This window comes from Enterobacter ludwigii (assembly GCA_023023105.1).
Lineage (GTDB): Bacteria > Pseudomonadota > Gammaproteobacteria > Enterobacterales > Enterobacteriaceae > Enterobacter > Enterobacter adelaidei.
Window position 1 is genome coordinate 36,229 of the sequence record CP083824.1, and the last position, 26,953, is coordinate 63,181.

The 26,953-nt window shown below is 58.7% G+C and carries 16 protein-coding genes; 13 read left to right on the plus strand and 3 right to left on the minus strand.

Annotated features, from left to right (window positions below; translation table 11 throughout):
* The first annotated feature begins 3 nt into the window (after positions 1-3).
* The 5 genes from ilvN (at position 4) to uhpT (ending at position 5,307) form a co-directional block, all read left to right on the plus strand.
* The gene (ilvN, locus tag LCD46_00185) at positions 4-291 is read left to right on the plus strand and encodes an acetolactate synthase small subunit (protein ID UOY70807.1); all 288 of its coding nucleotides are present in this window, start codon (positions 4-6) and stop codon (positions 289-291) included.
* 77 nt (positions 292-368) lie between these two features.
* Entirely contained in the window at positions 369-962 is a 594-nt protein-coding gene (gene uhpA, locus LCD46_00190) for a transcriptional regulator UhpA (GenBank protein UOY70808.1), read from the plus strand.
* Complete coding sequence (gene uhpB / locus LCD46_00195) at positions 959-2,464, plus strand: signal transduction histidine-protein kinase/phosphatase UhpB (GenBank protein ID UOY70809.1); 1,506 nt, start codon at positions 959-961, stop codon at positions 2,462-2,464. The genes uhpA and uhpB overlap by 4 nt, the downstream gene beginning before the upstream one ends.
* On the plus strand, positions 2,457-3,767 hold the full coding sequence (locus LCD46_00200; GenBank protein UOY70810.1) for an MFS transporter: 1,311 nt from the start codon (positions 2,457-2,459) through the stop codon (positions 3,765-3,767). Before uhpB ends, LCD46_00200 begins: the two co-directional genes overlap by 8 nt.
* Positions 3,768-3,909: 142 nt before the next feature.
* Positions 3,910-5,307, plus strand: a complete 1,398-nt coding sequence (uhpT, locus tag LCD46_00205; protein ID UOY70811.1) for a hexose-6-phosphate:phosphate antiporter — start codon at positions 3,910-3,912, stop codon at positions 5,305-5,307.
* Positions 5,308-5,368: 61 nt separating this feature from the next.
* Here the strand turns inward: uhpT and LCD46_00210 are convergent, their stop codons facing one another.
* Positions 5,369-6,169 carry an MBL fold metallo-hydrolase gene (locus LCD46_00210; GenBank protein ID UOY70812.1) on the minus strand — a complete coding sequence of 267 codons (801 nt, stop codon included), beginning with the start codon at positions 6,167-6,169 and terminating at the stop codon, positions 5,369-5,371.
* 197 nt (positions 6,170-6,366) lie between these two features.
* Between LCD46_00210 and LCD46_00215 the strand changes: the two genes are divergently transcribed.
* Positions 6,367-6,819: a DUF1198 domain-containing protein gene (locus LCD46_00215; GenBank protein UOY70813.1), complete on the plus strand. Its 453-nt coding sequence runs from the start codon at positions 6,367-6,369 to the stop codon at positions 6,817-6,819.
* Between the two features lie 102 nt (positions 6,820-6,921).
* Positions 6,922-8,112 carry a purine ribonucleoside efflux pump NepI gene (gene nepI, locus LCD46_00220; GenBank protein UOY70814.1) on the plus strand — a complete coding sequence of 397 codons (1,191 nt, stop codon included), beginning with the start codon at positions 6,922-6,924 and terminating at the stop codon, positions 8,110-8,112.
* 36 nt (positions 8,113-8,148) lie between these two features.
* On the opposite strand, the gene LCD46_00225 is transcribed toward nepI, so the two are convergent.
* The gene (locus tag LCD46_00225; protein UOY70815.1) at positions 8,149-9,054 is read right to left on the minus strand and encodes a DMT family transporter; all 906 of its coding nucleotides are present in this window, start codon (positions 9,052-9,054) and stop codon (positions 8,149-8,151) included.
* Positions 9,055-9,163: 109 nt separating this feature from the next.
* Entirely contained in the window at positions 9,164-9,460 is a 297-nt protein-coding gene (locus LCD46_00230; GenBank protein UOY70816.1) for a hypothetical protein, read from the minus strand.
* Between the two features lie 140 nt (positions 9,461-9,600).
* On the opposite strand from LCD46_00230, the gene LCD46_00235 reads away from it, so the two are divergent.
* The 6 genes from LCD46_00235 to cdiA all read left to right on the plus strand — a co-directional run bounded on the left by LCD46_00235 (position 9,601) and on the right by cdiA (position 26,944).
* Positions 9,601-10,020: a GNAT family N-acetyltransferase gene (locus LCD46_00235; GenBank protein UOY70817.1), complete on the plus strand. Its 420-nt coding sequence runs from the start codon at positions 9,601-9,603 to the stop codon at positions 10,018-10,020.
* A gap of 138 nt (positions 10,021-10,158) precedes the next feature.
* Positions 10,159-10,959, plus strand: coding sequence for a lipoprotein NlpA (nlpA, locus tag LCD46_00240; GenBank protein ID UOY70818.1), 801 nt, complete (start codon positions 10,159-10,161; stop codon positions 10,957-10,959).
* 124 nt (positions 10,960-11,083) lie between these two features.
* On the plus strand, positions 11,084-11,863 hold the full coding sequence (locus LCD46_00245) for an MBL fold metallo-hydrolase (GenBank protein ID UOY70819.1): 780 nt from the start codon (positions 11,084-11,086) through the stop codon (positions 11,861-11,863).
* 26 nt (positions 11,864-11,889) lie between these two features.
* Positions 11,890-12,843, plus strand: a complete 954-nt coding sequence (locus tag LCD46_00250; GenBank protein UOY70820.1) for a helix-turn-helix domain-containing protein — start codon at positions 11,890-11,892, stop codon at positions 12,841-12,843.
* A 182-nt stretch (positions 12,844-13,025) separates the two neighbouring features.
* Positions 13,026-14,723: a ShlB/FhaC/HecB family hemolysin secretion/activation protein gene (locus LCD46_00255; GenBank protein UOY70821.1), complete on the plus strand. Its 1,698-nt coding sequence runs from the start codon at positions 13,026-13,028 to the stop codon at positions 14,721-14,723.
* A 14-nt stretch (positions 14,724-14,737) separates the two neighbouring features.
* Positions 14,738-26,944, plus strand: a complete 12,207-nt coding sequence (gene cdiA / locus LCD46_00260) for a contact-dependent inhibition toxin CdiA (GenBank protein ID UOY70822.1) — start codon at positions 14,738-14,740, stop codon at positions 26,942-26,944.
* Positions 26,945-26,953 lie beyond the last annotated feature (9 nt).

The following is a 26,953-nucleotide window of genomic DNA, read 5'->3' on the forward strand; positions in this document are numbered from 1 at the left end:
GCCATGCAGAAACAACATGATAACGTCATTCTGGAACTCACCGTCCGCAACCACCCTGGCGTCATGACGCACGTCTGTGGGCTATTCGCCCGTCGCGCGTTTAACGTTGAAGGCATTCTCTGTCTGCCGATTCAGGGCAGCGAGCACAGCCGCATCTGGCTGCTGGTCAACGACGATCAGCGCCTGGAACAGATGATGGCGCAGATCGATAAGCTGGAAGATGTCACCAAAGTGGCGCGCAACCAGTCCGATCCCACCATGTTTAATAAAATTGCGGTGTTCTTCGAATAAATCGCTCATTGCTTGAACACCCACGCGCTTATCGTTAAGGTAAGCGCGTTTTTTTATCTGCTCGCCAGGAACGCGCCATGACGACCATCGCTCTTATCGACGACCACCTTATCGTCCGCTCCGGATTTGCTCAGCTTTTGAACCTTGAACCTGATTTTCAGGTCGTCGCAGAGTTCGGCTCCGGGCGCGAGGCGCTGGCGGGTTTACCCGGACGTGGGGTGCAGGTCTGTATTTGTGACATCTCAATGCCGGATCTCTCCGGACTGGAACTGCTGAGTCAGTTACCGAAGGGAATGGCGATCATTATGCTTTCGGTCCATGACAGCCCGGCGCTGGTGGAGCAGGCGCTCAATGCGGGGGCGCGCGGGTTCCTTTCAAAACGCTGTAGCCCGGACGAACTGATCGCCGCCGTGCGCACCGTCTCTACCGGCGGCTGCTACCTGACGCCGGATATCGCCATCAAGCTGGCCGCCGGGCGACAAGATCCGCTAACCAAACGCGAGCGTCAGGTGGCGGAGAAGCTCGCTCAGGGGATGTCGGTGAAAGAGATTGCCGCTGAGCTGGATCTGTCGCCGAAAACGGTTCACGTTCACCGCGCCAACCTGATGGAAAAACTCAACGTCAGCAACGACGTCGAGCTGGCGCGCCGCATGTTTGATAGCTGGCAATGAGCCCCGTGCTTTCGCGGCTGATCGCCGTCGTCGCCAGCTTTTTTATCTTCTCTGCAGCCTGGTTTTGCCTGTGGAGCATCAGCCTGCATCTGGTGGAGCGCCCGGAACTGGCAGTACTGCTGTTCCCGTTCGGCCTGCGTCTGGGGTTAATGCTGCAGTGCCCGCGTGGCTACTGGCCCGTTTTGCTGGGCGCAGAATGGCTGATGCTGGTCTGGCTGGCGCAGGAAGTGGCGCTGGCGCATCTGCCCTTATTGATTACCGGAAGCCTGCTCACGCTTCTCCCTGTTGCCCTTATTTCCCGCTACCGCCACCAGCGCGACTGGCGCACGCTGTTGCGTCAGGGGGCGGCGCTGATTGCCGCCGCGCTGCTGCAATCTCTCCCGTGGGTCGGCGAGAAAGAGATGCTCAACGCTCTGCTACTGACCCTTACCGGCGGCCTGACGCTCGCGCCAACCTGTCTGGTGATCTGGCATTACCTCACCAGTACCGTCTGGCAGCCGCTCGGTCCGGCACTGGTCTCGCAGCCCGTGAACTGGCGCGCACGGCACCTCATCTGGTATCTGCTGCTGTTTGTGGTAAGCCTGTGGCTGCAGCTTGGTCTGCCCGCTGAGCTCTCGCGTTTTACTCCGTTTTGTCTTGCCCTGCCGATTATTGCGCTTGCGTGGCACTACGGCTGGCAAGGGGCGCTTATCGCCACCCTGATGAACGCCATTGCACTGATAGCCAGCCAGACCTGGCACGATCATCCGGTAGATTTACTCCTCTCCCTGCTGGCGCAAAGCCTGACCGGGCTGCTGCTCGGGGCGGGCATTCAACGGTTGCGTGAACTGAACCAGTCTTTGCAAACCGAGCTGGCGCGCAACCGTCGTCTGGCCGAACGCCTGCTGGAAACCGAAGAGAGCGTACGGCAGGAGGTCGCGCGCGAACTGCACGATGACATCGGCCAGACCATTACCGCCATCCGCACGCAGGCGGGCATCGTTCAGCGTCTGGCGGCGGAAAACGCCGGCGTGAAGCAGGGTGGGGCGCATATCGAACAGCTCTCGCTGGGTGTGTATGACTCGGTAAGGCGTTTGCTCGGAAGGTTACGTCCACGCCAGCTGGATGATTTGTCTCTGGAGCAGGCGGTGCGATCGCTCATGCGCGAGATGGAGCTGGAAAGTCGCGGGATTGTCAGCCATCTCGACTGGCGGATTGAAGAATCGCTGCTGAGTGAAGGCCAGCGTGTGACGCTGTTTCGGGTGTGTCAGGAAGGGCTGAATAATATTGTGAAGCACGCCAATGCCAGCGCGGTAACGTTGCAGGCCTGGCAGCAGGACGAGCGTCTGATGCTGGTAATTGAAGATGACGGCTGCGGCCTGCCGCCGGGCTCCGGCCAGCAGGGATTTGGTCTGGCGGGGATGCGCGAGCGTGTGAAGGCGCTGGGCGGCACGCTGAATATCTCCTGCACCCATGGAACGCGCGTCTGCGTCAGTTTGCCGCTGAGGAGTTACCATGTTTAAAGCCCCGGCTAATGCCACCCCGATCGGCGATAAAAATGAAATTGACGCCCGCTATCGTTACTGGCGTCGCCATATTCTGATCACCATCTGGCTCGGCTATGCTCTGTTCTACTTCACCCGCAAAAGCTTCAACGCCGCCGCACCGGAGATCCTCGCCAGCGGCGTGATGGCCCGCACCGATATCGGCCTGCTGGCGACGCTGTTTTACATTACTTATGGCCTGTCGAAGTTCTTCTCCGGCATCGTCAGCGACCGCTCCAACGCCCGCTATTTTATGGGCTTCGGGCTGATTGCCACGGGAGTGGTGAATATCCTGTTTGGTTTTTCCACCTCGCTGTGGGCTTTTGCGCTGCTGTGGGCGCTGAACGCCTTTTTCCAGGGCTGGGGCGCGCCGGTTTGTGCCCGATTACTTACCACCTGGTACTCGCGCAACGAGCGTGGCGGCTGGTGGGCAGTCTGGAACACCGCGCATAACGTGGGTGGTGCGCTGATCCCCATCGTCGTCGGCGCAGCGGCGCTGCATTACGGCTGGCGTGCAGGCATGATGATTGCGGGCGGGTTAGCGATTATCGCCGGGTTGTTCCTCTGCTGGCGTTTGCGCGACAGGCCGCAGACCGTAGGACTTCCCGCGGTGGGTGACTGGCGTCATGATGAGATGGAAATTGCCCAGCAGCAGGAAGGGGCGGGGTTAACCCGCAAAGAAATCCTCACCAAATACGTGCTGAAGAACCCCTATATCTGGCTGCTGTCGCTCTGTTACGTGCTGGTCTACGTGGTGCGCGCGGCGATCAACGACTGGGGTAATTTGTACATGTCCGAGACGCTTGGCGTGGATCTGGTGACGGCCAACTCGGCGGTGACCATGTTTGAACTGGGTGGGTTTATCGGCGCGCTGGTGGCGGGCTGGGGATCGGACAAGCTGTTCAACGGCAACCGTGGCCCGATGAATCTCATTTTTGCTGCCGGGATTTTGCTCTCGGTTGGCTCGCTGTGGCTGATGCCGTTTGCCAGCTACGTGATGCAGGCGGCGTGCTTCTTCACCACCGGTTTCTTTGTGTTTGGTCCGCAGATGCTGATCGGCATGGCGGCGGCGGAGTGCTCGCACAAAGAGGCGGCCGGTGCGGCGACGGGCTTTGTCGGGCTGTTTGCCTACCTCGGCGCATCGCTCTCCGGCTGGCCGCTGGCGCGGGTCATCGACATCTGGCACTGGAGCGGCTTCTTTGCGGTGATCGCCATCGCGGCGGGGATTTCTGCTCTGCTGCTGTTACCATTTTTGCACGCCCAGGTACCGCGCGAAGCGTGATACGTCTCACCTTTTCGCCCCGAATGGGGCAAAACTAGGAAATATTCCCGGTTTCACCTGGACGCTGTCTCAGGCGTCTCTCCCGGCTGATTTTTACAATGCCTGCCATTCGCAGGTATAAAAATCAGCTCAGGAGCAAACCATGCTGGCCTTCTTAAACCAGGTGCGCAAGCCGACCCTGGATCTGCCGCTCGACGTGCGGCGTAAAATGTGGTTCAAACCGTTCATGCAGTCCTACCTGGTGGTCTTTATTGGCTACCTGACCATGTACCTGATCCGCAAAAACTTTAACATCGCGCAGAACGACATGATCTCCACCTACGGGCTGAGCATGACGCAGCTGGGGATGATTGGCCTGGGCTTCTCCATCACCTACGGCGTGGGTAAAACGCTGGTTTCCTATTACGCTGACGGCAAAAACACCAAGCAGTTCCTGCCGTTTATGCTGATCCTCTCCGCCATCTGTATGCTCGGCTTTAGCGCCAGCATGGGCGCGGGCTCGGTTAGCCTGTTCCTGATGATCGCCTTCTACGCCCTGAGCGGTTTCTTCCAGAGTACCGGCGGGTCCTGCAGCTATTCCACCATCACCAAATGGACGCCACGTCGCAAGCGTGGTTCGTATCTTGGCATGTGGAACATCTCCCACAACCTCGGTGGTGCGGGGGCGGCAGGCGTGGCGCTGTTCGGTGCCAACTATCTGTTCGACGGCCATGTGATCGGCATGTTTATCTTCCCGTCTATTATCGCCCTGATCGTCGGTTTTATCGGTCTGCGCTTCGGCAGCGATTCCCCGGAATCTTATGGCCTCGGCAAAGCTGAAGAGCTGTTTGGCGAGGAGATCAGCGAAGAGGATAAAGAGACCGAAGAAAACGAGATGACCAAATGGCAGATCTTTGTTGAGTACGTGCTGAAAAACAAAGTGATCTGGCTGCTCTGCTTCTCGAACATCTTCCTGTACGTGGTGCGTATCGGTATCGACCAGTGGTCAACCGTGTATGCCTTCCAGGAGCTGAAGCTCTCTAAAGAGGTCGCGATTCAGGGCTTTACCCTGTTCGAAGTGGGCGCGCTGGTCGGCACGCTGCTGTGGGGCTGGCTCTCGGATCTCGCCAATGGCCGTCGCGCGCTGGTGGCCTGCATCGCGCTGGCGCTGATTATCGCCACCTTGGGCGTTTACCAGCATGCCAGCAACCAGTATGTGTACCTGGCGTCACTGTTTGCGCTCGGCTTCCTGGTGTTTGGTCCACAGCTGCTGATCGGCGTGGCCGCCGTTGGTTTCGTACCTAAAAAAGCGATCGGCGCTGCCGATGGGATTAAGGGCACCTTCGCCTATCTGATTGGTGATAGCTTCGCCAAGCTCGGTCTGGGGATGATCGCCGACGGCACGCCAATTTTCGGCCTCACCGGCTGGGCTGGCACCTTCGCCGCGCTGGATGCGGCAGCGATCGGCTGTATCGTCCTGATGGCGATGGTCGCGGTGCTGGAAGAACGTAAAATTCGCCGCGAAAACCACGCGCAGAAGCAGAAATTGAAAGCAGCCTGAGTGTGCAGGTGACTTCTTTGCCCGGCTGACCGCCGGGCTTTTTTATTAACTGAGTTAAGACCTACCCCAAAACAAAAATATCCCCTGTTGACGGGGTGACTGTGCCGGGCAACCACAAATTGCCCCATTTACCCGTACAGTGGCAGCCCATTATTTTGTCCGGTTTTAGGCCGTGTAGAAACTGCCTGACTGCCCAGAGCTTACGAGGTGATGCACTGCGAAGATGGAAACCACCGAAAATTGCATGGATGTGATTGATGCCAGTTATGCTCTGGCAGTGACGCACAATATCCATCAGACCCCGGTGACCGCAGCCGATAAAAATGATCAGTCCAAGGTCAGATTTATAAATCAGAGCCCCTTCATCTTTTACATAGTCCGCATTCGCTTTTTTTCTGCCGATAACACCGTATGCGTGCGGTTTGGCGACAGGAATCTCCCCTGACCACATAAAACGCTTTCCAATCTGAAGCGGGGTACTGCTGTATTCCATGCGATAGCGTGAATAATCATTATTCAGCGACAATTTTTTTAGTCTGGCGGTATACCCTAAAAAAGGTATTGCCGAGTAGCGCTCGCAGGCCACGTGGGGATGGCATACGATCCGGCAATTATCCGGTAACCACGGAACGCCGCCGCAATGGTCATAGTGCCCGTGAGAAAGTACCGCTGCGGTCAGGCGGGTCAAATCGATGCCCATTAGAGCAGCGTTATACAGGAAGCTATCATCAGGACCGGTATCAAACAGAATGGAATCATTTTCATCCTGTATAAACAGGCTAAGTCCTGCTTTGGCCCGCAGTAAGTTTTTACCGCCGGGGTTAGCCCGATTCTCCAGCAGGACACTGATTGTTATGGACATGTTCGCTCTTTCCCTGAAGTGATTATTTGTTACCGCCAGGCATTGACCATACACTGTGGATATACAATCGTCCCAATAAAAACCAAAGTGGCTTTCCTGCCCTTTTTCCAGCGCTTTTCAGTTCACTATTATGGTTCTGCCCGCTTTTGACGCCGTGTGTTTCCCGCTATGATGAGCGGCTATTCTAAGGAGAACGCATGGTCTGGATAATGCTGGCAACGCTTGCTGTGGTGTTTGTGGTCGGATTTCGGATCCTGACCTCGGATTCCCGACGCGCCATCAAACGCTTAAGCGAACGTCTGGGGATCACCCCGATGCCCGTTGAGTCGATGATCGACCAGTTTGGCAAAACGCCGGGGAATGAGTTTATTCGTTATCTTGAGCGCCCGGACGAGGCGCACCTGCAAAACGCGGCACAAGTGTTGCTGATCTGGCAGGTCTGCATCGTCGATGGTAGCGAAGAGAACCTGCACACCTGGCACCGCATGCTGCGTAAAGCCCGCCTGGCTGCGCCAATCACCGATGCGCAAGTCCGACTCGCGCTCGGCTTTATGCGCGAGATCGAGCCCGATCTGCAGGAACTTAATGCCTTCCAGCTACGCTACAACCAACTTTTCTTGCCGGAAGAGGGCGTGTTTTACCTACACTGATCCCCTGTAATAACGACAAAAGTTGTCAAATCGTTAAATTCGTCACACTTTTGATGATAAACTGCGCGACTTTTCCGCACGTTTTTATCTTCAGGTGACGCCATGACAGAACATATCCAGCCCACGACCAGACCGCAGACCAAAGAGGTTTCACGCCCGAACTGGTCGGCGGTTTTCTCCGTGGCATTCTGCGTCGCCTGCCTGATTACCGTTGAGTTTTTACCGGTCAGCCTGCTGACGCCCATGGCGCAGGATCTGGGCATTTCCGAAGGTGTGGCGGGACAGTCTGTTACCGTAACTGCCTTTGTGGCGATGTTCGCCAGCCTGTTTATCACCCAGGTGATTGGTACCATTGACCGCCGCAAAGTGGTTATTCTGTTTAGCGTGCTGCTAACGCTCTCCTGCCTGCTGGTTTCTTTTGCCAATAACTTTACCCTGCTGTTGCTTGGACGCGCCTGCCTGGGATTAGGGCTGGGCGGTTTCTGGGCGATGTCAGCATCCCTCACTATGCGCCTGGTGCCCGCGCGCACGGTGCCAAAAGCGTTGTCCGTTATCTTCGGTGCGGTCTCTATCGCGCTGGTGATCGCCGCGCCGCTGGGCAGTTTCCTTGGTGGGATTATCGGCTGGCGAAACGTGTTTAATGCGGCGGCGGTAATGGGTTTTCTGTGCATTATCTGGGTGTGGAAAGCACTGCCGTCTCTGCCCGGTGAAGCCGCGCATCACAAACAGAACATGTTCAGCCTGCTGAAGCGCCCGGGTGTGCTGGCGGGGATGACTGCTATCTTTATGTCTTTCGCCGGGCAGTTTGCCTTCTTCACCTACATCCGCCCGGTGTTTATGACCATGGCGGGATTTGACGTGGATGGCCTGACGCTGGTGCTGTTGAGTTTCGGTATCGCCAGTTTTGTGGGCACCTCACTCTCGTCCCAGTTCCTGAAACGCTCCCTGAAAGTGGCGCTGGCGGGCGCACCGCTGGTGCTGGCTATCAGTGCCACGGTACTGGTGCTGTGGGGTAGCGATAAATGGGTGGCGTCGGCGATTGCCATTATCTGGGGCTTTGCCTTTGCGCTGGTGCCGGTGGGCTGGTCAACGTGGATCACCCGCTCACTGGCCGATCAGGCGGAAAAAGCCGGTTCCATTCAGGTGGCGGTGATCCAGCTGGCGAACACCTGCGGTGCTGCCATCGGCGGTGTTGCGCTCGACCATCTGGGGTTGACGTCACCGCTGGTGATTTCCGGTACGCTGATGCTGCTGACGGCGCTGCTGGTGGCGGGTAAGGTTAAAGCGAAGTAGTGGTTTTCTCCCTCTCCCGTGGGAGAGGGAATCTGGCTACGCCGATGTCTGAACCCGTCTTCTCGAATCCATCGAAATCAGCACTACCGACGACACAATCAGCAGCGTACCCAGCCAGTCCGGCAGGGTGAACGCCACGCCCAGCAGGATAACCGACAATAGCGCGCTGCTCAGCGGCTCGGCGCAGCTCAGAATGCTCGCCTTTGGCCCGCCAATCATCTGCGCACCTTTCAGGTACAGGCTGAACGTCAGCGCCGTACCGATCACCACCAGGTAGAAGAACGCCAGCAGCAGGCTGCCATCAATGACAAACGTTGTCCCGCGCCCGGCGTAGAACGGAGTCAGCATTACCCCGGCAATCAACATACTCCAGCCAACAATCGGCAGCGTGCCGTAGCGGGCGATCAGCGTTGACGGGTAAGTGGTATAAAACGCGGCGGCAAAGGCGGAAGCGATCCCGAAGAACAGCGCCGCAGGCGAAATAGAGAGTGAGGTCGGGTCGCCATGCGTCACCAGCAGGAACGTGCCGACAAGCGACGTCATTATCGCGGATAAGACAAAAACACCAGGGCGCTTTTTCCGCGCCAGCGCAAACCACGCCACGATGATGGTCGGCGACAGGAATTGCAGCACGGTGGCGGTTGCTGCGTTGGATTTTTCAATCGTCAGCAGGAAAGTAAGCTGCACGGTGAGCGCGCCAACCAGCGAGAAAATCAGCAGGCTGAGGGCATCTTTTCGATTTTTGATGACCGAGAAAATCTTGTCGCCGTGAACAAAGGAAAGCGTAAGCAGGATCACGCCGGTAAACAGCAGGCGAACCATGGTCAGATAAGGCGAAGAAATATGGCTTTTCTCCATGATGTACTGCGCGCAAACTCCTGAGCTTCCCCATAAAACGGCGGCGATCAGGACGTTTAGCATCCCTTTACGTGTGGAACCCATGTTCTCCCCTGTTATGTTGGTTTTTTCCCAGCATAACATGGGTCGATTGCCTGTGGCGTGCAGCCTGGAGCCCTAAACCAGACTCGTCATGGGAAACGTAGCGGCGTACTTAATAATCTTCCATACAATCCACCTGACCAATCGCTGCCCAGTAGGCGTCCAGATTGTCGCGCTTCACGGCGGTAATGGCGTTTTTGATCAGGAGTTGATTGGCCTCGGATGACAAAATCATCTCCTGCCAGGCTTTATCGCTCTGCTTTTTCTGTGGCGTACAGGTTTTCTTAATATCTTTAAGGACCTGCTGCTTTATTTGTGCCTCTTTCGCCGGGTCGTCCTTTTCCTGTGCATGGACAAACGCGGCGAAGAGCAGACAAACCAGCAGGCAGACCAGGTGCGCAGCTTTCATCAAAACCCCCTTTAGAAGTCACATGCTTCCTATGAAATATATCGTTACATTCAGTGTAGCGACTCCAGTCGAAAGTATGAATTTTCTCCAGGATGAGTGTGTGAGATAGTGAAACGGCACAGAAAAATAAGGAGAAAAATATGTACCTGAGCATTACTGATACAGTCACCACGCAAGAGAAAGAGGAGTTACTGACGGGGCTGAGAGCCTATAACGGGCAGTTTCTCGATCTATCGAATTTTAGCGGTGACATTGGCGTTTACATGCGAGATGAAAATGGCGTGATGCTGGGCGGATTAATTGGCGTACGTAAAGGCGACTGGCTGAATATCGACTTTCTCTGGGTCAGCGATACCGTGCGGGGTTCCGGTGTGGGTAGCCAGATCATTAAATCGGCCGAAGAGGAAGCCAGACGCAACGGCTGTAAACATGCGCTCGTCGACACCGCCAGCTTCCAGGCGCGCCCGTTCTATGAAAAACAGGGGTACCAGCTACAGATGTCTTTGCAGGATTATCCTTATCCTGGCATGCAGCGACATTATCTGGCGAAAGCGCTTTAAATCCTGAATCTGTAGGCTGGGTAAGTCCGGCAATCGACCGCATATAACTTATCCTTCTTATTGATTCTTTTTCGGTTTTTAGCTCATCGCCGCGTTGTCGATATAGTCATCAAAACGTTTATCAAAAGGAACTGTATCGTGAAACTCCGATTGGGTGTGCTTCTTCTGACTGGCCTGCTGCTGGCGGGCTGTGACCAAAGTGGCAATGATGTTAAGCACATTAAAGTGGGCGTCATCAATGGCGCCGAACAAGACGTGGCGGAAGTTGCCAAAAAGGTGGCGAAAGAGAAATATGGCCTGGATGTGGAGCTGGTGGGCTTCAGCGGATCGCTGCTGCCCAACGATGCCACCAACCACGGTGAACTGGATGCCAACGTCTTCCAGCATCGCCCATTCCTTGAAGAAGATAACAAGGCGCACGGCTACAAACTGGTCGCCGTGGCGAACACCTTTGTTTTCCCGATGGCCGGGTATTCCCGCAAGATCAAATCCGTGTCCGATCTGAAAGATGGCGCGACCATTGCTATTCCGAACGACCCGACTAACCTCGGCCGCGCGCTGTTGCTGCTGCAAAAAGAGAAGCTGATTACCCTCAAGCCAGACGTTGGCCTGCTGCCGACGGCGCTGGATATCACGGCAAATCCCAAAAACCTGAAAATTATGGAGCTGGAAGGGGCGCAGCTGCCGCGCGTGCTGGATGACCCGAAAGTTGATGTTGCCATCATCAGCACCACCTATCTCCAGCAAACCGGGCTGTCGCCGGTGCATGACGGCGTATTTATCGAAGACAAAGATTCACCGTACGTGAACATTGTGGTGACGCGTGAAGACAACAAAGACGCAGAAAACGTGAAGGAGTTTATTCAGTCGTATCAGTCACCTGAGGTGGCGAAAGCGGCGGAGACGATCTTTAACGGTGGGGCGGTACCAGGCTGGTAAGCACGCTGGCGGGGAAACCCGCCTTTTCCTATTGGCCCGATTCCATCGATCATCGCCCTTTAGCCCACATCGCAAAACTGCCCCTCTGGCTATTCTCCTTATCACACCAACCGGAGGATACCCTATGAACATCACCCAAATTCGCAATGCCACTCAGCTGATTACCTACGCCGGAAAACGTTTATTAATTGACCCAATGCTGGCACCAAAAGGCGCGTATCCCGGTTTTCCGGGCACGGCGCGTGCAGACATTCGCAACCCGATGGTCGACCTGCCCGTTGACGTAAAAACGCTGCTGGATGCCGATGCCGTGATTGTCACCCACACCCATGACGATCACTGGGATCAAACGGCCATTGAGCTGATCGCCAAAGACAAACCGGTCTATGTGCAAAACGACAGCGACGCCGCGTTGCTGCGCACCCAGGGGTTTACCCACCTGACGGTGATGACCGAAGAGACTCGCTTTGGCGATATCCGCATCACGAAGACCCACGGTGGCCAGCACGGTACCGATCGTGCTTATGCGGTGCCAGAGCTGGCAGAACGTCTGGGCGAAGCCTGCGGTGTGGTGTTGCGCCATCCTGATGAGAAGACGCTGTACATCGCAGGCGATACCATCTGGCGCGAAGAGGTGGCGACCGATCTGCAAAAACACCAGCCGGATGTGGTAGTACTGAATGCCGGTTACGCGCATGTGCTGGGTTTCGGGCCGATTATCATGGGCGAGCAGGACGTGCTGAACGTCCATTTCCTGCTGCCGCAGGCACAGATTGTGGCGGTCCATATGGAGGCGATCAACCACTGCCTGTTAACCCGCCACGCACTGCGTGAGTACGCCGAAGCCAACCAGTTCAGTGATGCGCTGAGCATTCCACAGGATGGCGAAAGCGTTATATTCTGAGTGTTTAAAGGGGAAGGGAGAGACAGATGCCGCCAGTAAACGTCGCGATTGTTGCGGTGGACGGGTTTAGCCCGTTCCACTACTCCGTTCCCTGCATTCTGTTTGGTGATACGGTATCCGGTGAAAAGCGCTTTAACGTGACGATCTGCGCCGAAACGCCGGGTTTTCTCACCTCAAAAGACGGATTTGCCCTCAACGCCACGCAGGACTACACCGCTATTGGTCAGGCCGATATTGTTGTCGTTCCCTACTGGCAGCATGTCCTTGAACGCCCGCCTCAGGTGCTGCTCGACAGCCTGGCGCAGGCAAGAGACAACGGCGCGGAAATCGTCGGGCTTTGTCTGGGATCATTTGTGCTGGCCTGGGCGGGTATCCTCGACGGCAAACGTGCGGCCACGCACTGGGAGTTTGAGCACCAGTTCCAGTTGCTTTTCCCGAACGTTCAGTTGGATATCAACGCCCTCTACGTGGATGACGACAACATCATCACTTCAGCGGGCACCGCCGCTGCGCTGGATTGTTGTTTGTACATTATCCGCCAGCGCTTTGGCAGCGTGGTCGCGAACCAGATTGCCCGGCGGATGATTGTGCCGCCGCACCGTGAAGGCGGACAGGCGCAGTTTATTGCCCAGCCGGTGCCAAAAGACACCCGCGATGCGCGGATTAACTGCCTGATCGATTATCTCCAGCAGCACATTACCGAGCCGCATAATCTGGACTCGCTGGCGGAGGTGGTTTCCATGAGCCGCCGCACCCTGACTCGCCATTTTATTAACGCTACGGGGATGAGCGTCGCCGACTGGCTAACTGCGGAACGGTTGCGACGCAGTCAGATATTACTGGAAGCCGGAAATATACCGATTGAACGCGTGGCAGAACAGGTGGGATTTGTGTCGGCGGTGACGTATCGCCAGCAGTTTAAAGCGCGTTTTGGGGTCAGCCCGGCGGAATGGCGAAAAACCTTCCGTCTTCACTGCTAGTGTATTAGGGCTAACTCAAGATTTAAGGTTTAGTTAAATCATTTCGTATTTATTCTTAATACCCTTCTCACTTTTCTGAAAGAAAGATTTATTTTAGGTTCCCTAACGTAAATTACATATACTCACTTTAGGAATACTCTTATATTGCTAAAATAATAATTTCGAACATTTTTGTGGCATGGATGAATAGCTCCGGAATAAAAAATAGAATAGTTTCATTAGTAAATTATGCTGCTGCTATCTTATTAGCTGTGTTTTTTTTAGCGAGCGCAAATGCTGCGCCGCTGTCGCCAGCCGATCGCGACTCCATTCAACAGCAACAGCAGCAGCTTTTATTACAAAACCAGCAACAGCGTGAAGAGCTGGAGCGCAGTATTCCTCGCACCGCGCCTGCCAGACCGCTACCTGTTACCGGATCCGGGCCCTGTTTCACCATTCATACCATTACCCTTTCCGGTGCGACCTTAATCTCCCAGAAAACCCGTCAGACCCTTGTCGCACCGTGGCAGGGGCGGTGTCTGGATATGGCGAAAATAACGGAACTTCTCGCCCATATTTCTGACTGGTATATCAGCCGGGGATATATCACCAGCCGCGCTTTTCTTACCGAGCAGGATCTCTCCGGCGGCCAGCTGAATATTGTTGTGCTGGAAGGCAGACTGGAAGCGATCCACCTGGAAGGCGAAACGCCGCGCATGCTGAAAATGGCTTTTCCGGGACGGGTGGGGGGCATTCTTAATTTACGCGACATCGAACAGGGCATGGAGCAAATTAACCGTTTGCGCACCGAACCGGTTCAGATCGAAATTCTTCCGGGGACGCAGGCCGGATATTCCATCGTTAATCTCACGGCAAAACCGGAATTTCCCTTAAGTGCATCCGTAAGCCTGGATAATAGCGGGCAGAAGAGTACCGGGGAAGATCAGCTGAGTGGCGTGCTCACCGCCAATAATATGCTGGGGCTGGCGGATAAATGGTTTGTCAGCGGCGGGCGCAGCAGTGATTTTGCCAGCGCGTATGATGCACAGAATTTCCAGGCGAGCGTCAGCGTGCCGTTTGGTTACGGATTACTGGACTACAGCTACGCCTGGAGTAACTACCGGACCACCATCAGCAACCAGGGGTTCAACTGGCTCTCCACGGGCGATACCAAAACCCACCGCGTTAACGCGTCATGGGTGGTCTTCCGCAACGGGGATGTCAAAACCGGCATTGCGGCAGGCGTGGTTCAGCGCTCCAGCCACAACTGGCTTAACGACGCGCCGCTTAAGAGCAGCACGCGTAACCTCTCCAGCCTGGTCCTGGGAATTACCCACACGCAAAAAATGCTGGGCGGCGTGGCGACCTTCAACCCGACCTGGAGCCACGGTATGCCGTGGTTCAATGCCGAAACCGACGAAGATAAGTCCGGGGATATGCCGCGCGCTGAATTCCGCAAATGGAGCCTGAACGCCAGCTTCCAGCGGCCGATTACCCGTAACGCCTGGTGGCTGACCAGCGCCTACGGCCAGTGGTCGCCCGACCGCCTTTACGGCTCCGAGCGCCTGACGCTCGGCGGTGAAAGCTCCGTGCGCGGTTTTAAAGAGCAGTACCTGTCCGGGGACAACGGCGGCTACTGGCGTAACGAGCTGGGGTATTCCCTCTTCACCCTCCCGGTGCTTGGTGCGGTGAGCGCAACGCTCGCCGTTGACGGCGGCTGGCTGGAAAAAGACCGTCAGGACCGCTTTGCCTCCGGCACGTTGTGGGGAGGTTCGGTGGGGCTGAGCAGCGCAGGGCGCTGGTACAGCAGCCAGATTTCGGTCGGTACGCCTTTGCACTACCCCGACTGGCTTGGCCCGGATCATGTGAGCGTTAACTGGCGCATTGCCTTCATGCTTTAAGAGACTCTACGACTATGGATACCCGTCACCCACCCGTTCGTTTCTCGCAGCGTCTGATCAGCTGGATTGTCTGCGGCCTGATGGTCTGGCAGCCGATGGCACCTGCCGTCGCGGCGGCGCTTACGCCGACCGGGCAGACCACGGTCGATCGGGCGGGGAACGGGGTGCCGGTCGTCAACATTGCTACGCCGAACGGGGCGGGTATTTCGCATAACCAGTTCGGTGAGTATAACGTCGGCAAAGAGGGGCTTATCCTCAACAACGGCACGGACCGTTTAACCCAGACCCAACTCGGCGGGCTTATTCAGAACAACCCCAACCTGCAGGCCGGGCGGGAAGCGAAAGGCATCATCAACGAAGTCACGGGGGCAAACCGCTCCCAACTGCAGGGCTATACGGAAGTCGCCGGCAAGGCGGCAAACGTCATGGTGGCCAACCCGTACGGCATCACCTGTAACGGGTGCGGATTTATCAACACTCCGAACGTCACCCTGACCACGGGGAAACCGCAGTTCGACGCCAGCGGTAACCTGCAGGCGCTGGAGGTGACGAAAGGCGCCATCACGGTTGAAGGCCAGGGGCTGGATGCCAGCAAGAGTGACGCGCTGACGCTGATTGCGCGCGCGACGGAAGTGAACGCCGCGATACACGCGAACGACCTGACGGTAACGGCAGGGGCAAACCGCGTGGGCGCAGACGGCAGCGTTAAGCCGATTACCGGTGAGGGCGCCGCGCCCGTGGTGGCGGTGGATACCGGCGCGCTCGGTGGGATGTATGCCAACCGTATCCGCCTGGTCTCCAGCGAGACGGGCGTGGGGGTGAATCTCGGTAGCCTGAATGCGCGCCAGGGCGATATTCAGCTGGACGCGGGCGGGAAACTGACGGTCACCAACAGCCTGGCCAGCGGCTCGATTACTGCGAATGGCGCGGGAGTGGTCCTCAACGGCAGCCATCAGGCCGGGGGCGCGCTGAATGTAACCAGCTCGCAGGATGTGGAACTCAGTAACAGCACGCTCGCCAGCCAGGGCGATATGCGCCTTTCCGCTGCGGGGAAAGTGCAGACGACGGGCGGCGGGACAAACAGCGCGGGCGCGCTGTCGGTGAGCAGCGGGCAGGGGATGACGCTCAGCAATACCTCCCTGGTCTCCCGCAGCGCGGCGACGCTGGACAGTAAAGATACCCTGACCGTAAACGGCGGCGGCGTGTCGGCACAGGGTGGGGCGCTAACCGTCACGAGCAAACAGGGAATGGCGCTTGCGGATGCAACGCTGACGGGTCAGGCCGACACTACGCTGTCCACCAACGGTAGCCTGACGCAGCGCGGCGGCAGCGTCACCGGCAAAGGCTCGCTCAGCGTGGCGGCCGGGAAAGATATCACGCTGACGAATACCCGCAGCGGAAGCGATACCCGCGCGACGCTGACCAGCGGCGGCACGCTGTCATCCACGGCCAGTGCGGTCTCGGCAGGAGATAATCTGGCCCTGAGCGGCGGACAGCTGGTGATGGACGGCCAGAGCCGGGCCGATGCCACGGGCGATGTCAGCCTGACGGGCAGCACCGTCAGTAGCCAGGGGCAGGTGAATGCCGGGCGCGACATTGCGCTCTCCGGCGACACGGTGTCCAACAGCGGCCAACTGGCGGCGAAAGGCCGCCTAGACGTGAACGCGGGAGACCTGACGAACGGCGGCACGGTGCAGGGGAACGACGTCACCCTGAAGGGGCAGACGGTCACCAATAGCGGCACCCTGCAGAGTGCCGGCAACCTGGCATTAAGCGCCGGAAACCTCGAGCAGCGGGGCACGCTGAGCGCGAAGGGCGATGCGAACGTCACGGCGCAGCAGACCCTGCGTAACAGCGGCAGCCTGCTGGCTGACGGCGCGCTGAACGTAACGGCAGACACGCTTGAACAGAATGGCACCCTGTCCGGCGCGACGGCGCTGACGGCGCAGGCCGGCACCCTGACCAGCGGTCAGGCGTCCCGCACCACCAGCCAGGGCAGTGTACAGCTTACCGCGACCCGCAGCGCCAGCCTGAACGGGCAGACGGACGCGGCGGGGGCATTAACCGTCAGCACCGGCGACCTGACCACCGGCCAGGATGCGCACCTGCAGAGCGGGCAGGGGCTGACTCTGCAGGCGCAGAATGCCGCGCTGAACGGCACGCAGGCGGCGAAGGGCGCCCTGTCGGTGAGGGCGGGAGCGATTGCGCATACCGGTAAATCCACCGGTGACACGCTGAGTTTTAACGCGACCGGCGACCTGACCAGCGGCGGAGAGCTTACCGCCAGCGCCATCACGCTCAGCGGACAGAACATCCTCCAGTCCGGCGTCGCAAAAGCGGATCGCATGACCCTGACGGCCCCCGGGCGCATCACCAGCAGCGGCTCTCTGGTTGCCGGTTCGCTGGCGCTGGATGCTGCCTCGGTGGAGAACAGCGGGCTGCTGCAGGGGACCACCCTGCTCGGCCTGAATACCGGGTCACTCACGAACCTCGCCGGTGGCTCGGTCTACAGTGCTCAGGATTTAACGCTGAACGTCCCAACGCTGGCTAACAGCGGGCTTATCACCACCGACGGCGCGCTGCGCATTAAAGGCGATACGCTGACAAACCAGGGGGAAATCAACGGCGTCAGCCTGAGCAGTGAGTACCTCAGCCTGACCAACACCGATACCGGACGCCTGCTGGCGGACGACCGGCTCACCCTGAACGGCACTGCGTTTGCTAACGCGGGAAATATTGCGGCCAGCGACCTGCACATCACGGCGGACATCCTGCAGAACCAGGGCACCGTCGAGGGGGACTTGGCGCTGACGCTCGGCGTGGCAGACCTCACTAACCGTGGCGCGCTGCGCAGCAGCGGAACGCTGACGCTTGGCGGTGAAACGCTTACCAACAGCGGCGAGCTCAGCGCCACCGCGCTGCTGCTGAACCTGACCCGCCAGGCCAGCAACGATGCCGACGGGCGGGTGATTGCCCGGGACGGCCTGACGCTGACCACCGCCAGCCTGACGAACAGCGGGCTGATGGCCGGTACCGACGCGCAGTTTAACAGCGCGTCGGTGACCAACGGCGGCACGCTGCAGGGGACACATTCCCTGACGGCGACAGGGGCACAGCTCAGCAACCAGCAGGCGGGCATGCTACTCTCCGGCGGCGCGCTCGACCTGCATCACACCACCCTGAACAACGCCGGGCTGCTGCAGGGCAATACCCTGAACCTCGCTACCGGCGAGTGGATTAACACTGGCAACGCGCTGGGGGAAGCGGGCGTGACGGCGGCGGTGACCGGCACGCTGACCAACAGCGGTAAGGTGCTCAGCCAGCAGGCGCTCGACGTTCAGGCCGACAGAACCGATAACCGGGGCCAGCTGCTGGCGAAAGTGCTGACCCTGCGGGGTGACCTGCAGAACAGCGGCCTGCTTCAGGGCAGCAGCACGCTGGCCTGGTCCGGGAACACCTTCGCGAACCAGGCTCAGGGGCAGGTGACGGGTGGCGAAACCCTGACGCTGAGCGGACATACCCTCAGCAACGCGGGCAGCCTTCAGGCGCGCAGCGCGACGCTTGAGGCCGTGAGCCTGAATAACCAGGGCAGCGTTCAGACGCTGGATGGCCTGACCCTTTCCACGATCGGCAGGCTGGATAATACAGGCGCTCTGCTCAGCCAGAACCTGTTTACGCTGACGGCGGCGCAGCTGTTCAACGACGGCCAGCTGGCCGGGAAAGCCCTCACGGTGAAGGCTGCGCAGCTGAACAACACCGGGATTCTTCAGGGCAACGACACGCTGGCGCTGACCACCCGCGCGCTGAGCAACGGCGCCACCGGGCAACTGGTGAGCGGCAGCCCTCTGGATTTATCCCTCGACACGCTCGATAACGCTGGTCTGCTGCTGGTGAACGGCGGGTTCACCCTGCGGGGCAGCGACCTGACGAACCGGGGCGATATTCAGGCGCAGAGCCTGGATTTGGGCCTGAGCAAGGCCCTGACCAATACGGGGAACATCGTTGCCACCGAAGATGCTGCACTTAACGCAACGACGCTGACCAGCAGAGGCACGGTGGCGGGCAAAACGCTGACAGCAGGCGGTACTGAGCTGCGCAACAGCGGCCTGATGCAGGGCAGCAACGCGGTTAACGCCACCGCCGACCGCTTTATCAACGAGCTGAACGGTAAATGGCTCTCCGGCGGCGGCTTCACGCTGACGGGCGGACAGCTGACCAACGCCGGTACGCTGCAGGGCGCCACGCTGGGCATGACCGGCACCACCCTCACCAACAGCGGCACGGTGAACGGGCAGACGGAACTCAGCGGCACGCTCAGCGGGGCATTAACCAATACCGGGCTGCTGCAGAGCGGCGGCACGACTGCCTTCACTGCGGACACCCTGGCGAACCCGGGGCGCATCACGGGCGGTACGCTGTCCCTCACTGCTCGTGATATGAACAACGGCGGGCTGATGCAGGGAACGAACGGCCTGGCGCTCACCGGGACCACGCTGACCACGGGCGCGACCTCGCGCACCCTCTCCGGCGGCATGCTGACGCTGGATGCTGGCCAGTTGACCACGCAGGGCACGCTGCAGGGGAACGGCGCGGACATCCGCGCCAGCGACTGGACGCACGGCGGGTCTCTGCTCAGCCAGGGAACGCTGACGGCCACTACCGGCGGCACGCTGACCTCAACCGGCTCGCTGATGAGCCAGGGCAGGGCGGATATCACCGCACAGACGCTGGATAACCGCGGGCAGCTCCTCAGCGAGGGCGATGTGACGCTCGGCGGCAGCACGCTTAAAAACAGCGGCACCGTGCAGGGGAACACCCTCGCGCTGCGTCAGAGCAGCATTAACAACCAGGGTACCTTAACCGGCCTGCAGAGCCTGACCCTGCAGGGGCAGCAGCGGCTGATGGCGCGCATGGCAATGGCCGCGCCGCAGCAGGAACTGATTAACGGCGCAGGCGGTAAGCTGCTTACCCAGGGCACCTTGACAATGACATCCGGCACGGTGACCAACGCCGGCAGCTGGCAGGCACAGAACATCCTGCTTAACGCCCGGTCGCTCACCAACAGCGGCGCGGTGCAGAGCACCGACGCGCTGCAGATGACGCTGGCAGACACGCTCACCGGGACCGCAGGCAGCAGGATCACCGCGCTGGGTGCGGCAACGCTGCAGGCCGCAACGCTGGCGAACCTGGGGCAGTGGGCGGCGAAAAACCTGACGCTGACAGGCGGCACGCTCAGCAACAGCGGCGCCATCAGCGGCGTGAATGGCCTGACCCTCAGCCAGACCGGCGCGGTCAGCCAGCAGTCTGGCGGCACCCTGCTGTCCGGCGGGGCGCTGAACGTTACTGCGGCCTCCGTCACCAGCGACGGCAAAATGCAGGGGGGCACGCTCGGCATCACCACCGGGGCGCTCACCAACAACGGACGTCTGCAGGGCGATAACGGCGCGACCCTGGCCCTCAGCGGGACGCTGACCAACAACAGCGGGGGCGAAATCGTCAGCCGCGATGCGCTGACGCTGACCACACCCGCGCTGTTTAACTACGGCCTGATCCAGGGCGGCGGCGAGACGCGCGTGACCGCCTCCTCCCAGGCGCGTAACGACGGCAGGCTCCTCTCCGGTGCGCGCCTGACGCTCGGCACGCCGCAGTTCACCGGCACCGGCTGGCTGCAGGCCACCGACCTGATCCTGAATGCGGCAAACGCCACCAACGGCGGCACGTGGGTGGCCGATCGCGCCACCCTGACCGGCACCACCTTCGCCATCCAGGGCACCACCCAGGCGGGACAGCTGACGGTTAACTACAGCCAGCTGAACAACAGCGGCACGCTGCTCGGCAACACGCAGCTGAATATTGGCGCGGACCAGGTAACTCAGAGCGCGGGCGGCAAGCTGCTGAGCGGCGGCAACCTGTGGCTGCAGAGTCGGGGACTGGACCTTACCGGCCAGCTGGTGTCCCTGGGGGACTTAACGCTGCAGCTGACGAACGCGTTTACCAGCCGAACCGCCGTGGCGGCAGGCAGAACCCTGACCATCAACAGCGGCGGCGACATCGATAACCGCAGCGTGCTGCAGGGGCAGGCGGTCAACCTGAACGCGGGCGGGCAGCTCAGCAACAACGGACAAATCACCACCGGCGGCAGCTCGAGTACGCTCTCCGGCAGCAGCGTGGCGCTGAATGCCGCGGGTTCGGTGCAGGGCGGAGGTGACATCACCGTGGCCAGCCGGAGCAATATTACCGTCGACGGCTTCACCGGCACGCGCGGCTCGCTGACCCTGAGCGCGCCGGGCGCCATCGTCAACACCGCGCTGCTGTACGCGGCGAATAATCTGGCGCTGTTTGCCGACAGCATCACCAACCAGCGCGGCGACATCATGGCGGGGAATAACCTGTGGATGCAGCGAGATGCGGCGGGAAATGCGAACAGCCAGGTGGTGAACACGTCGGGGAATATTGAGACGCAGAATGGTGATATTGCGATCAGAACGGGGCATTTGCTGAATGAACGTGATGGACTGAATATCAGTAGCTATGAAAATAAATACTCGAATGCTTTACCCGACACGTCTAAGTATCTGAGCCGTGTTTATTATGTGAAAGATAAGCCGGATTTTGAAATTAGCCTGGAGGAATGGAAGAACAATGGAGAGCAGGTTGTTTATCATTCATGGCAAAATTGCACGGGAGCAATGAATGAACACTGTCGTGATGTAATCGAATATCGTCTGTCTGGCGAAGATACCCGACGGTTTATTCTTAGTGATTCCGTCGTTCAGGTTTCAGCTAACGGGGGTGCGGCTCGCATTGCCGCTGGGCGCGATATTAATATTAATGCTGGCTCAATGGAAAACAAAGCTAGCAATATCCTTGCAGGACGGGATATAGCACTCTCCGGTTCAACTTTAAATAACCTTTCCGCAGAAGGTGGGCGTAAAGTTGAATATGTTGAGGCAAGTTATCGTTGTGAATGGTTCTACCAGGATTGTGGTAGTGATTATTGGCAACCATTGGAAAAGCTTAGTAATAATAAATGGTATTGGTGGGATGAAGATGAATTAAAATACCGCAGTTATGTTCCTTATCGGTTAGGTGAACATAAGACGGAATTTACTACTGATGGAGCTGCATACCGCGCCGTCATCCAGGCGGGCGGTAACGTCACCGCAAACTTCACCAGTAACATCAGCAACACCAATACCACCGCTAACGCGGGCGGCGTTAGCAACGTCATCTCCACGCCGTCGCTGAACACCCTCAGCAACCAGACCATCGGCAGCGGCGTTCAAAAGCAGGGGCTGAACGCTACCGGCACCGTGGCGGTGAACTCGCCGCAGTGGAACGATCAGCTTCAGGGGGCGCTGCAGCAGCTTAACGGCGGCGGCGCGCTGGAAAACGGCGGCGCGTCCGGCACGCCTCTCAGCAACATTGCCACCACCCAGAAAGGCAACGCGAACCTCGGCCAGCTGGGCGCGCTGGCGAACGCCGGGGTCACCACTGCCGATCTCAGAACCGCTCAGGGCGGTACCGTCGGGCATTATCAGGGCCAGCGCGTCGATACCAGCGCTTACCCGCTGCCGTCGGGCAACAACGGCTATTTCGTCTTCTCCGACAACCCGAAAAGCCCGTACCTGATCGGCATCAACCCGAAACTGAACGGTCTCGGACAGCTTGATCCCGCCCTGTTTGCCGACCTGAACGCGATGCTCGGGGTCAAACCATCGTCCACGGCGCCGCAGGAGACGCGGCTGGCGTTTACCGACGAGAAGCAGTTCCTCGGCTCGTCTTACATGCTCGGCCGCCTCAACCTGAACCCGGATTACGATTACCGCTTCCTCGGTGATGCGGCGTTCGATACCCGCTATGTCTCCAACGTGGTGCTCAACCAGACCGGTAACCGCTACCTGAACGGCATCGGCTCCGATCTGGATCAGATGCGCTATCTGATGGACAACGCCGCGGCGGCGCAGCAGTCGCTGGGCCTGCAGTTTGGCGTCTCGCTGACCGCCGATCAGATTGCCGCACTCGACCACAGCCTGCTGTGGTGGGAGAAAGCCACCGTCAACGGCGAAACCGTGATGGTGCCGAAACTCTACCTGTCGCCGAAGGACGTCACCGTCAATAACGGCAGCGTGATCGCGGGCAACAACGTCACCCTGAAGGGCGGCGACATCACCAACAGCGGCAGCTCGCTGCTGGCGAAAAACAGCCTGACGCTCGATAGCCAGAACAGCATCAGCAACCTCAACAATGGCCTGATGAAAGCGGGCGGCGACCTGAACCTGAGCGCCATCGGCGATATCAATAACATCAGCTCCACCATCAGCGGCAAAACGGTCGCGCTGGAGAGCCTGGACGGCAGCATCAACAACCTGACCCAGGTTGAGCAGATTGATATCAACGCCGGAGGGAAGTACGGCAAGATCGGCCTGAAAGACACCCTGCTGGGCAACACGGCGTCTATTACCGCGCAGGATGGCCTGTCGCTTGAGGCGGGGAAAAACATCACCGTTACCGGGGCGAACCTGGCCTCCGGCGGCGATATGCTGCTGAACGCGTGGGGCGATATTGCCGTCAACGCGAATCAGATCAACGACGCATTCAGCTCCAGCCGGGCGAAAACCAGCCGTTCGTCCGTCACGTATCAGGGAAGTAACGTCACCGCGGGCGGCAACCTGCTGGTGAATGCCGGGCACAATCTTGACGTGACCGCCAGCGACCTGAAGGCGGGCGGCAGCGCGGGGCTGAGCGCGGGCAACGATCTCAATCTGAACGCGGCACAGACCAGCGAAAGCAGCCGTAAAGGGAAAAGCGAGTCCCACAGCACAGGGCTCGACCGCACCACGATTTCCGCAGGCGATAACCTGGTCCTGAAGGCCGGGCAGGATATCAACGCTCAGGCCGCTGCGCTGGCGGCGGAGAAAAGCGTCGGGCTGCAGGCGGGTCGCGATGTGAATCTGGCTGCGGAAGAGACCACGCAGGGCGACAGCTATAAGTCAGGCAAGAAAACCGTCATCAACGAATCGGTACGCCAGCAGGGAACCGAGATCGCCAGCGGGGCGAATACCCAGATCCTCGCCGGGCGCGATGTCACCACCGAAGCCGCGCAGGTAACGGCGAAGGGCGATATCGGCGTGGCGGCGGGCCGCGACGTCAGTCTCAATACCGCAACCGAAAGCGATTATCACTACAAAGAGCAGACCAAAACCAAAAAAGGTTTCCTGAGCAAGAAAACCACCCACACCATCGAGGAGAACAGCGCGACGCGTGAATCCGGCTCATTGCTGAGCGGCGACAACGTGCAGGTGGTGGCGGGCAATAACCTGCAGGTGTTCGGTTCCGCCGTGGCGGGCGATGGCGACGTGAAGCTTAAGGCGGGCAACAACGTCGATATCGTAGCGGCCACTAACAGCGATACCTCCTGGCGCTTTAAGGAAGAGAAAAAATCCGGCCTGATGGGCTCGGGCGGGATTGGTTTTACCATCGGCAGCAGTAAAAGCACCCAGGATCTTCGTGAGAAAGGGACTACCCAGAGCCAGAGCTTCAGTACGGTGGGCTCGACGGGGGGGAGCGTTGATATTGCCGCCGGTAATCAGCTGCATGTCGGCGGCGCGGATCTGGTGGCTGGCAAAAATATGGCGCTCAGCGGCGACAGCGTGACGATCGAGCCGGGTCATGACAGGCTCACCAGCGATCAAACCTTCAGGCAGAAAAGCAGTGGCCTGACGATTGCCCTCTCCGGCGCAGTGGGTGACGCGGTGAACACTGCGGCCAGTACGGCAATGGCGGTGAAAGACCAGAGCGATGGACGTCTCGCCGCACTGCAGGCGACCAAAGCGGCGCTGTCGGGTGTTCAGGCCGTGCAGGCCAACCGTCTCGCTGAAGCGACTAACGGCAGCGACCCCACTAGCAATGGTGCGTTTGGCGTGATGGCCTCCATTGGCGGACAGTCCTCTAAATCCACCTCACACTCGGAGCAGGATAAAACGACAGGCAGCACGCTGAATGCCGGGGGTAACCTCGCCATCACGGCGACAGGTCAGGGAAAAACGGCCAACAGCGGTGATATTACCGTGGCGGGCAGTCAGCTGAAGGCTGGCAAGGATCTGACGCTCAATGCGGCTCAGGATATCAACCTGACGAGTGCAGCCGACACCAATAAACTGACGGGCAGTAACTCCAGCAAGGGTGGCTCAATCGGGATCGGTATTACCGCCGGTCCGAATGGCGCGGGCATCACCGTCTCTGCCAGCGTAAACGCCGCCAGAGGCAGCGAAAAAGGCAATGGGACCTCCTGGAACGAAACGACGCTGGATGCCGGACAGAACGTCAGCCTGACCAGCGGCCGCGATACGGTGCTTAAAGGCGCGCAGGTCAACGGCGATAAGGTCACGGCGGATGTCGGGCGCGACCTGATCCTCAGCAGCCTGCAGGATAGCGACAAATACAACAGCAAACAGCAGAGTATGAATGCGGGTGCAAGCTACACCTGGGGGGCGGGCAGCGGTAGCGGCAGCTTTAGCATCAGCCGCGATAAGATGAAGAGCAACTACGACTCGGTGCAGGAGCAGACCGGGATCTTCGCAGGCAAAGGCGGCTTTGATATTAACGTTGGCAACCATACGCAGCTGGACGGTGCGGTGATTGCCAGCCGTGCTGATGCAGACAAAAACCGCCTTGAGACCGGCACGCTGGGCTTTACGGACATCAACAATAAGGCGGAGTATAAGGTTGAGCATCAGGGTGTGGGCTTCAGTACTGGCGGCGGGGTTGCGGGTAATCTGGTTAGCAATATGGCCAGCACAATGCTGGCAGGAATGGGCGGCAGCGGCCATGCTGAAGGGACGACGCAGTCAGCGGTAGCCGACGGTGCTATCATTGTTCGCGACCAGGCTAACCAGAAGCAGGACGTCAGCACGCTCAGCCGTGACACTGACCATGCCAACGGCAGCATCGACCCGATCTTTAACAAAGAGAAAGAGCAGAAACGCCTGCAAACCGCGCAGATGATTGGCGATATCGGCAATCAGGTTGCGGATATTGCGCGCACCAACGGCAAGATTGCGGCCACGGAAGCGGCCAACGAGAAGATGAAAACCGCTGGCGGCGATGCGCGTAACGCCGCCATCAGCCAGCTGAAAAAAGACGGTAAAGAGGTTACCGATCAGGCGATTCATGACCAGATGTACCAGACCTTCTATAACGAAGCGTTTAACAAGTCTGGTATGGGTACGGGGCAGAGCACCCAGCGGGCCATCACAGCAGCAACGGCAGCGGTTCAGGCGCTGGCAGGCGGAGACATTAAAGCCGCGATTGCGGGCGCTTCCGCGCCGTATATTGCCAATGCCATCGCAAATGCCATTCCGGATACGGATCTTAAGGGACGTGTGCTGGCCCATGCGGTTGTCAACGCCGCGCTTGCAGCGGCTTCCGGCAGAGATGCGGCGTCCGCCGCAGCGGGTGCGGCGGTGGGCGAGCTTGTCGGTAAAATTGCGGTAGACAAGCTGGCCGGTAAGATTGCAGTTGATGGCTTTGGCAAACCGGTCAGCGAACTGAGCGAGGAAGATAAACAGACGGTATCAGCGCTGGCGACACTGGCTTCTGGTCTGGCTGGGGGGCTTGTCGGAGACAGCAGCGCGAACGCGGTAGCAGCGGCTCAGGCGGGCAAGACGACCGTTGAGAATAACACGCTGAGTGTTGCGCCTCCGGTTCCGGTGCCTGTTCCCGGGGTTCCGGTAAGCCCCGGAGATCAGGCCACCAAAAACGCCAATGACAAAATAGCGTCAGCTGTGGATGATCTGTTTGATGCGATTGATAAAGCCACTCAGTGTAGCTTTGGGCGTGCATGTTCTTCGGATGATTCAAATCAGGAATCGAAACCCAACGTTGCCGGTAACATGACGGATAACGAGAAGGCTGAATATGGTGGTGCTGGGGCAGGCTCTCCGACTCCACCAGAAAATGATCATGAAAAACAAGAAAATAAGCCTGTTGATAAACTCAATCAAAAGCAAGAAAGTGCTATCAAGAAGATCGATAACACTATAAAAAATGCCTTAAAAGATCATGATATCACAGGAACGCTCAAGGATATGGATGGTAACCCTGTACCTAAGGAAGGTGCGAATAAGCAGGTCATTTCTTCCCAAGCTGACTCGCTGATTAAAATTTCGCGGATCTGGGCCGATTTTTTTCCCGCAAACACATCGAATCAGCCTATTTAGGCTATTTTT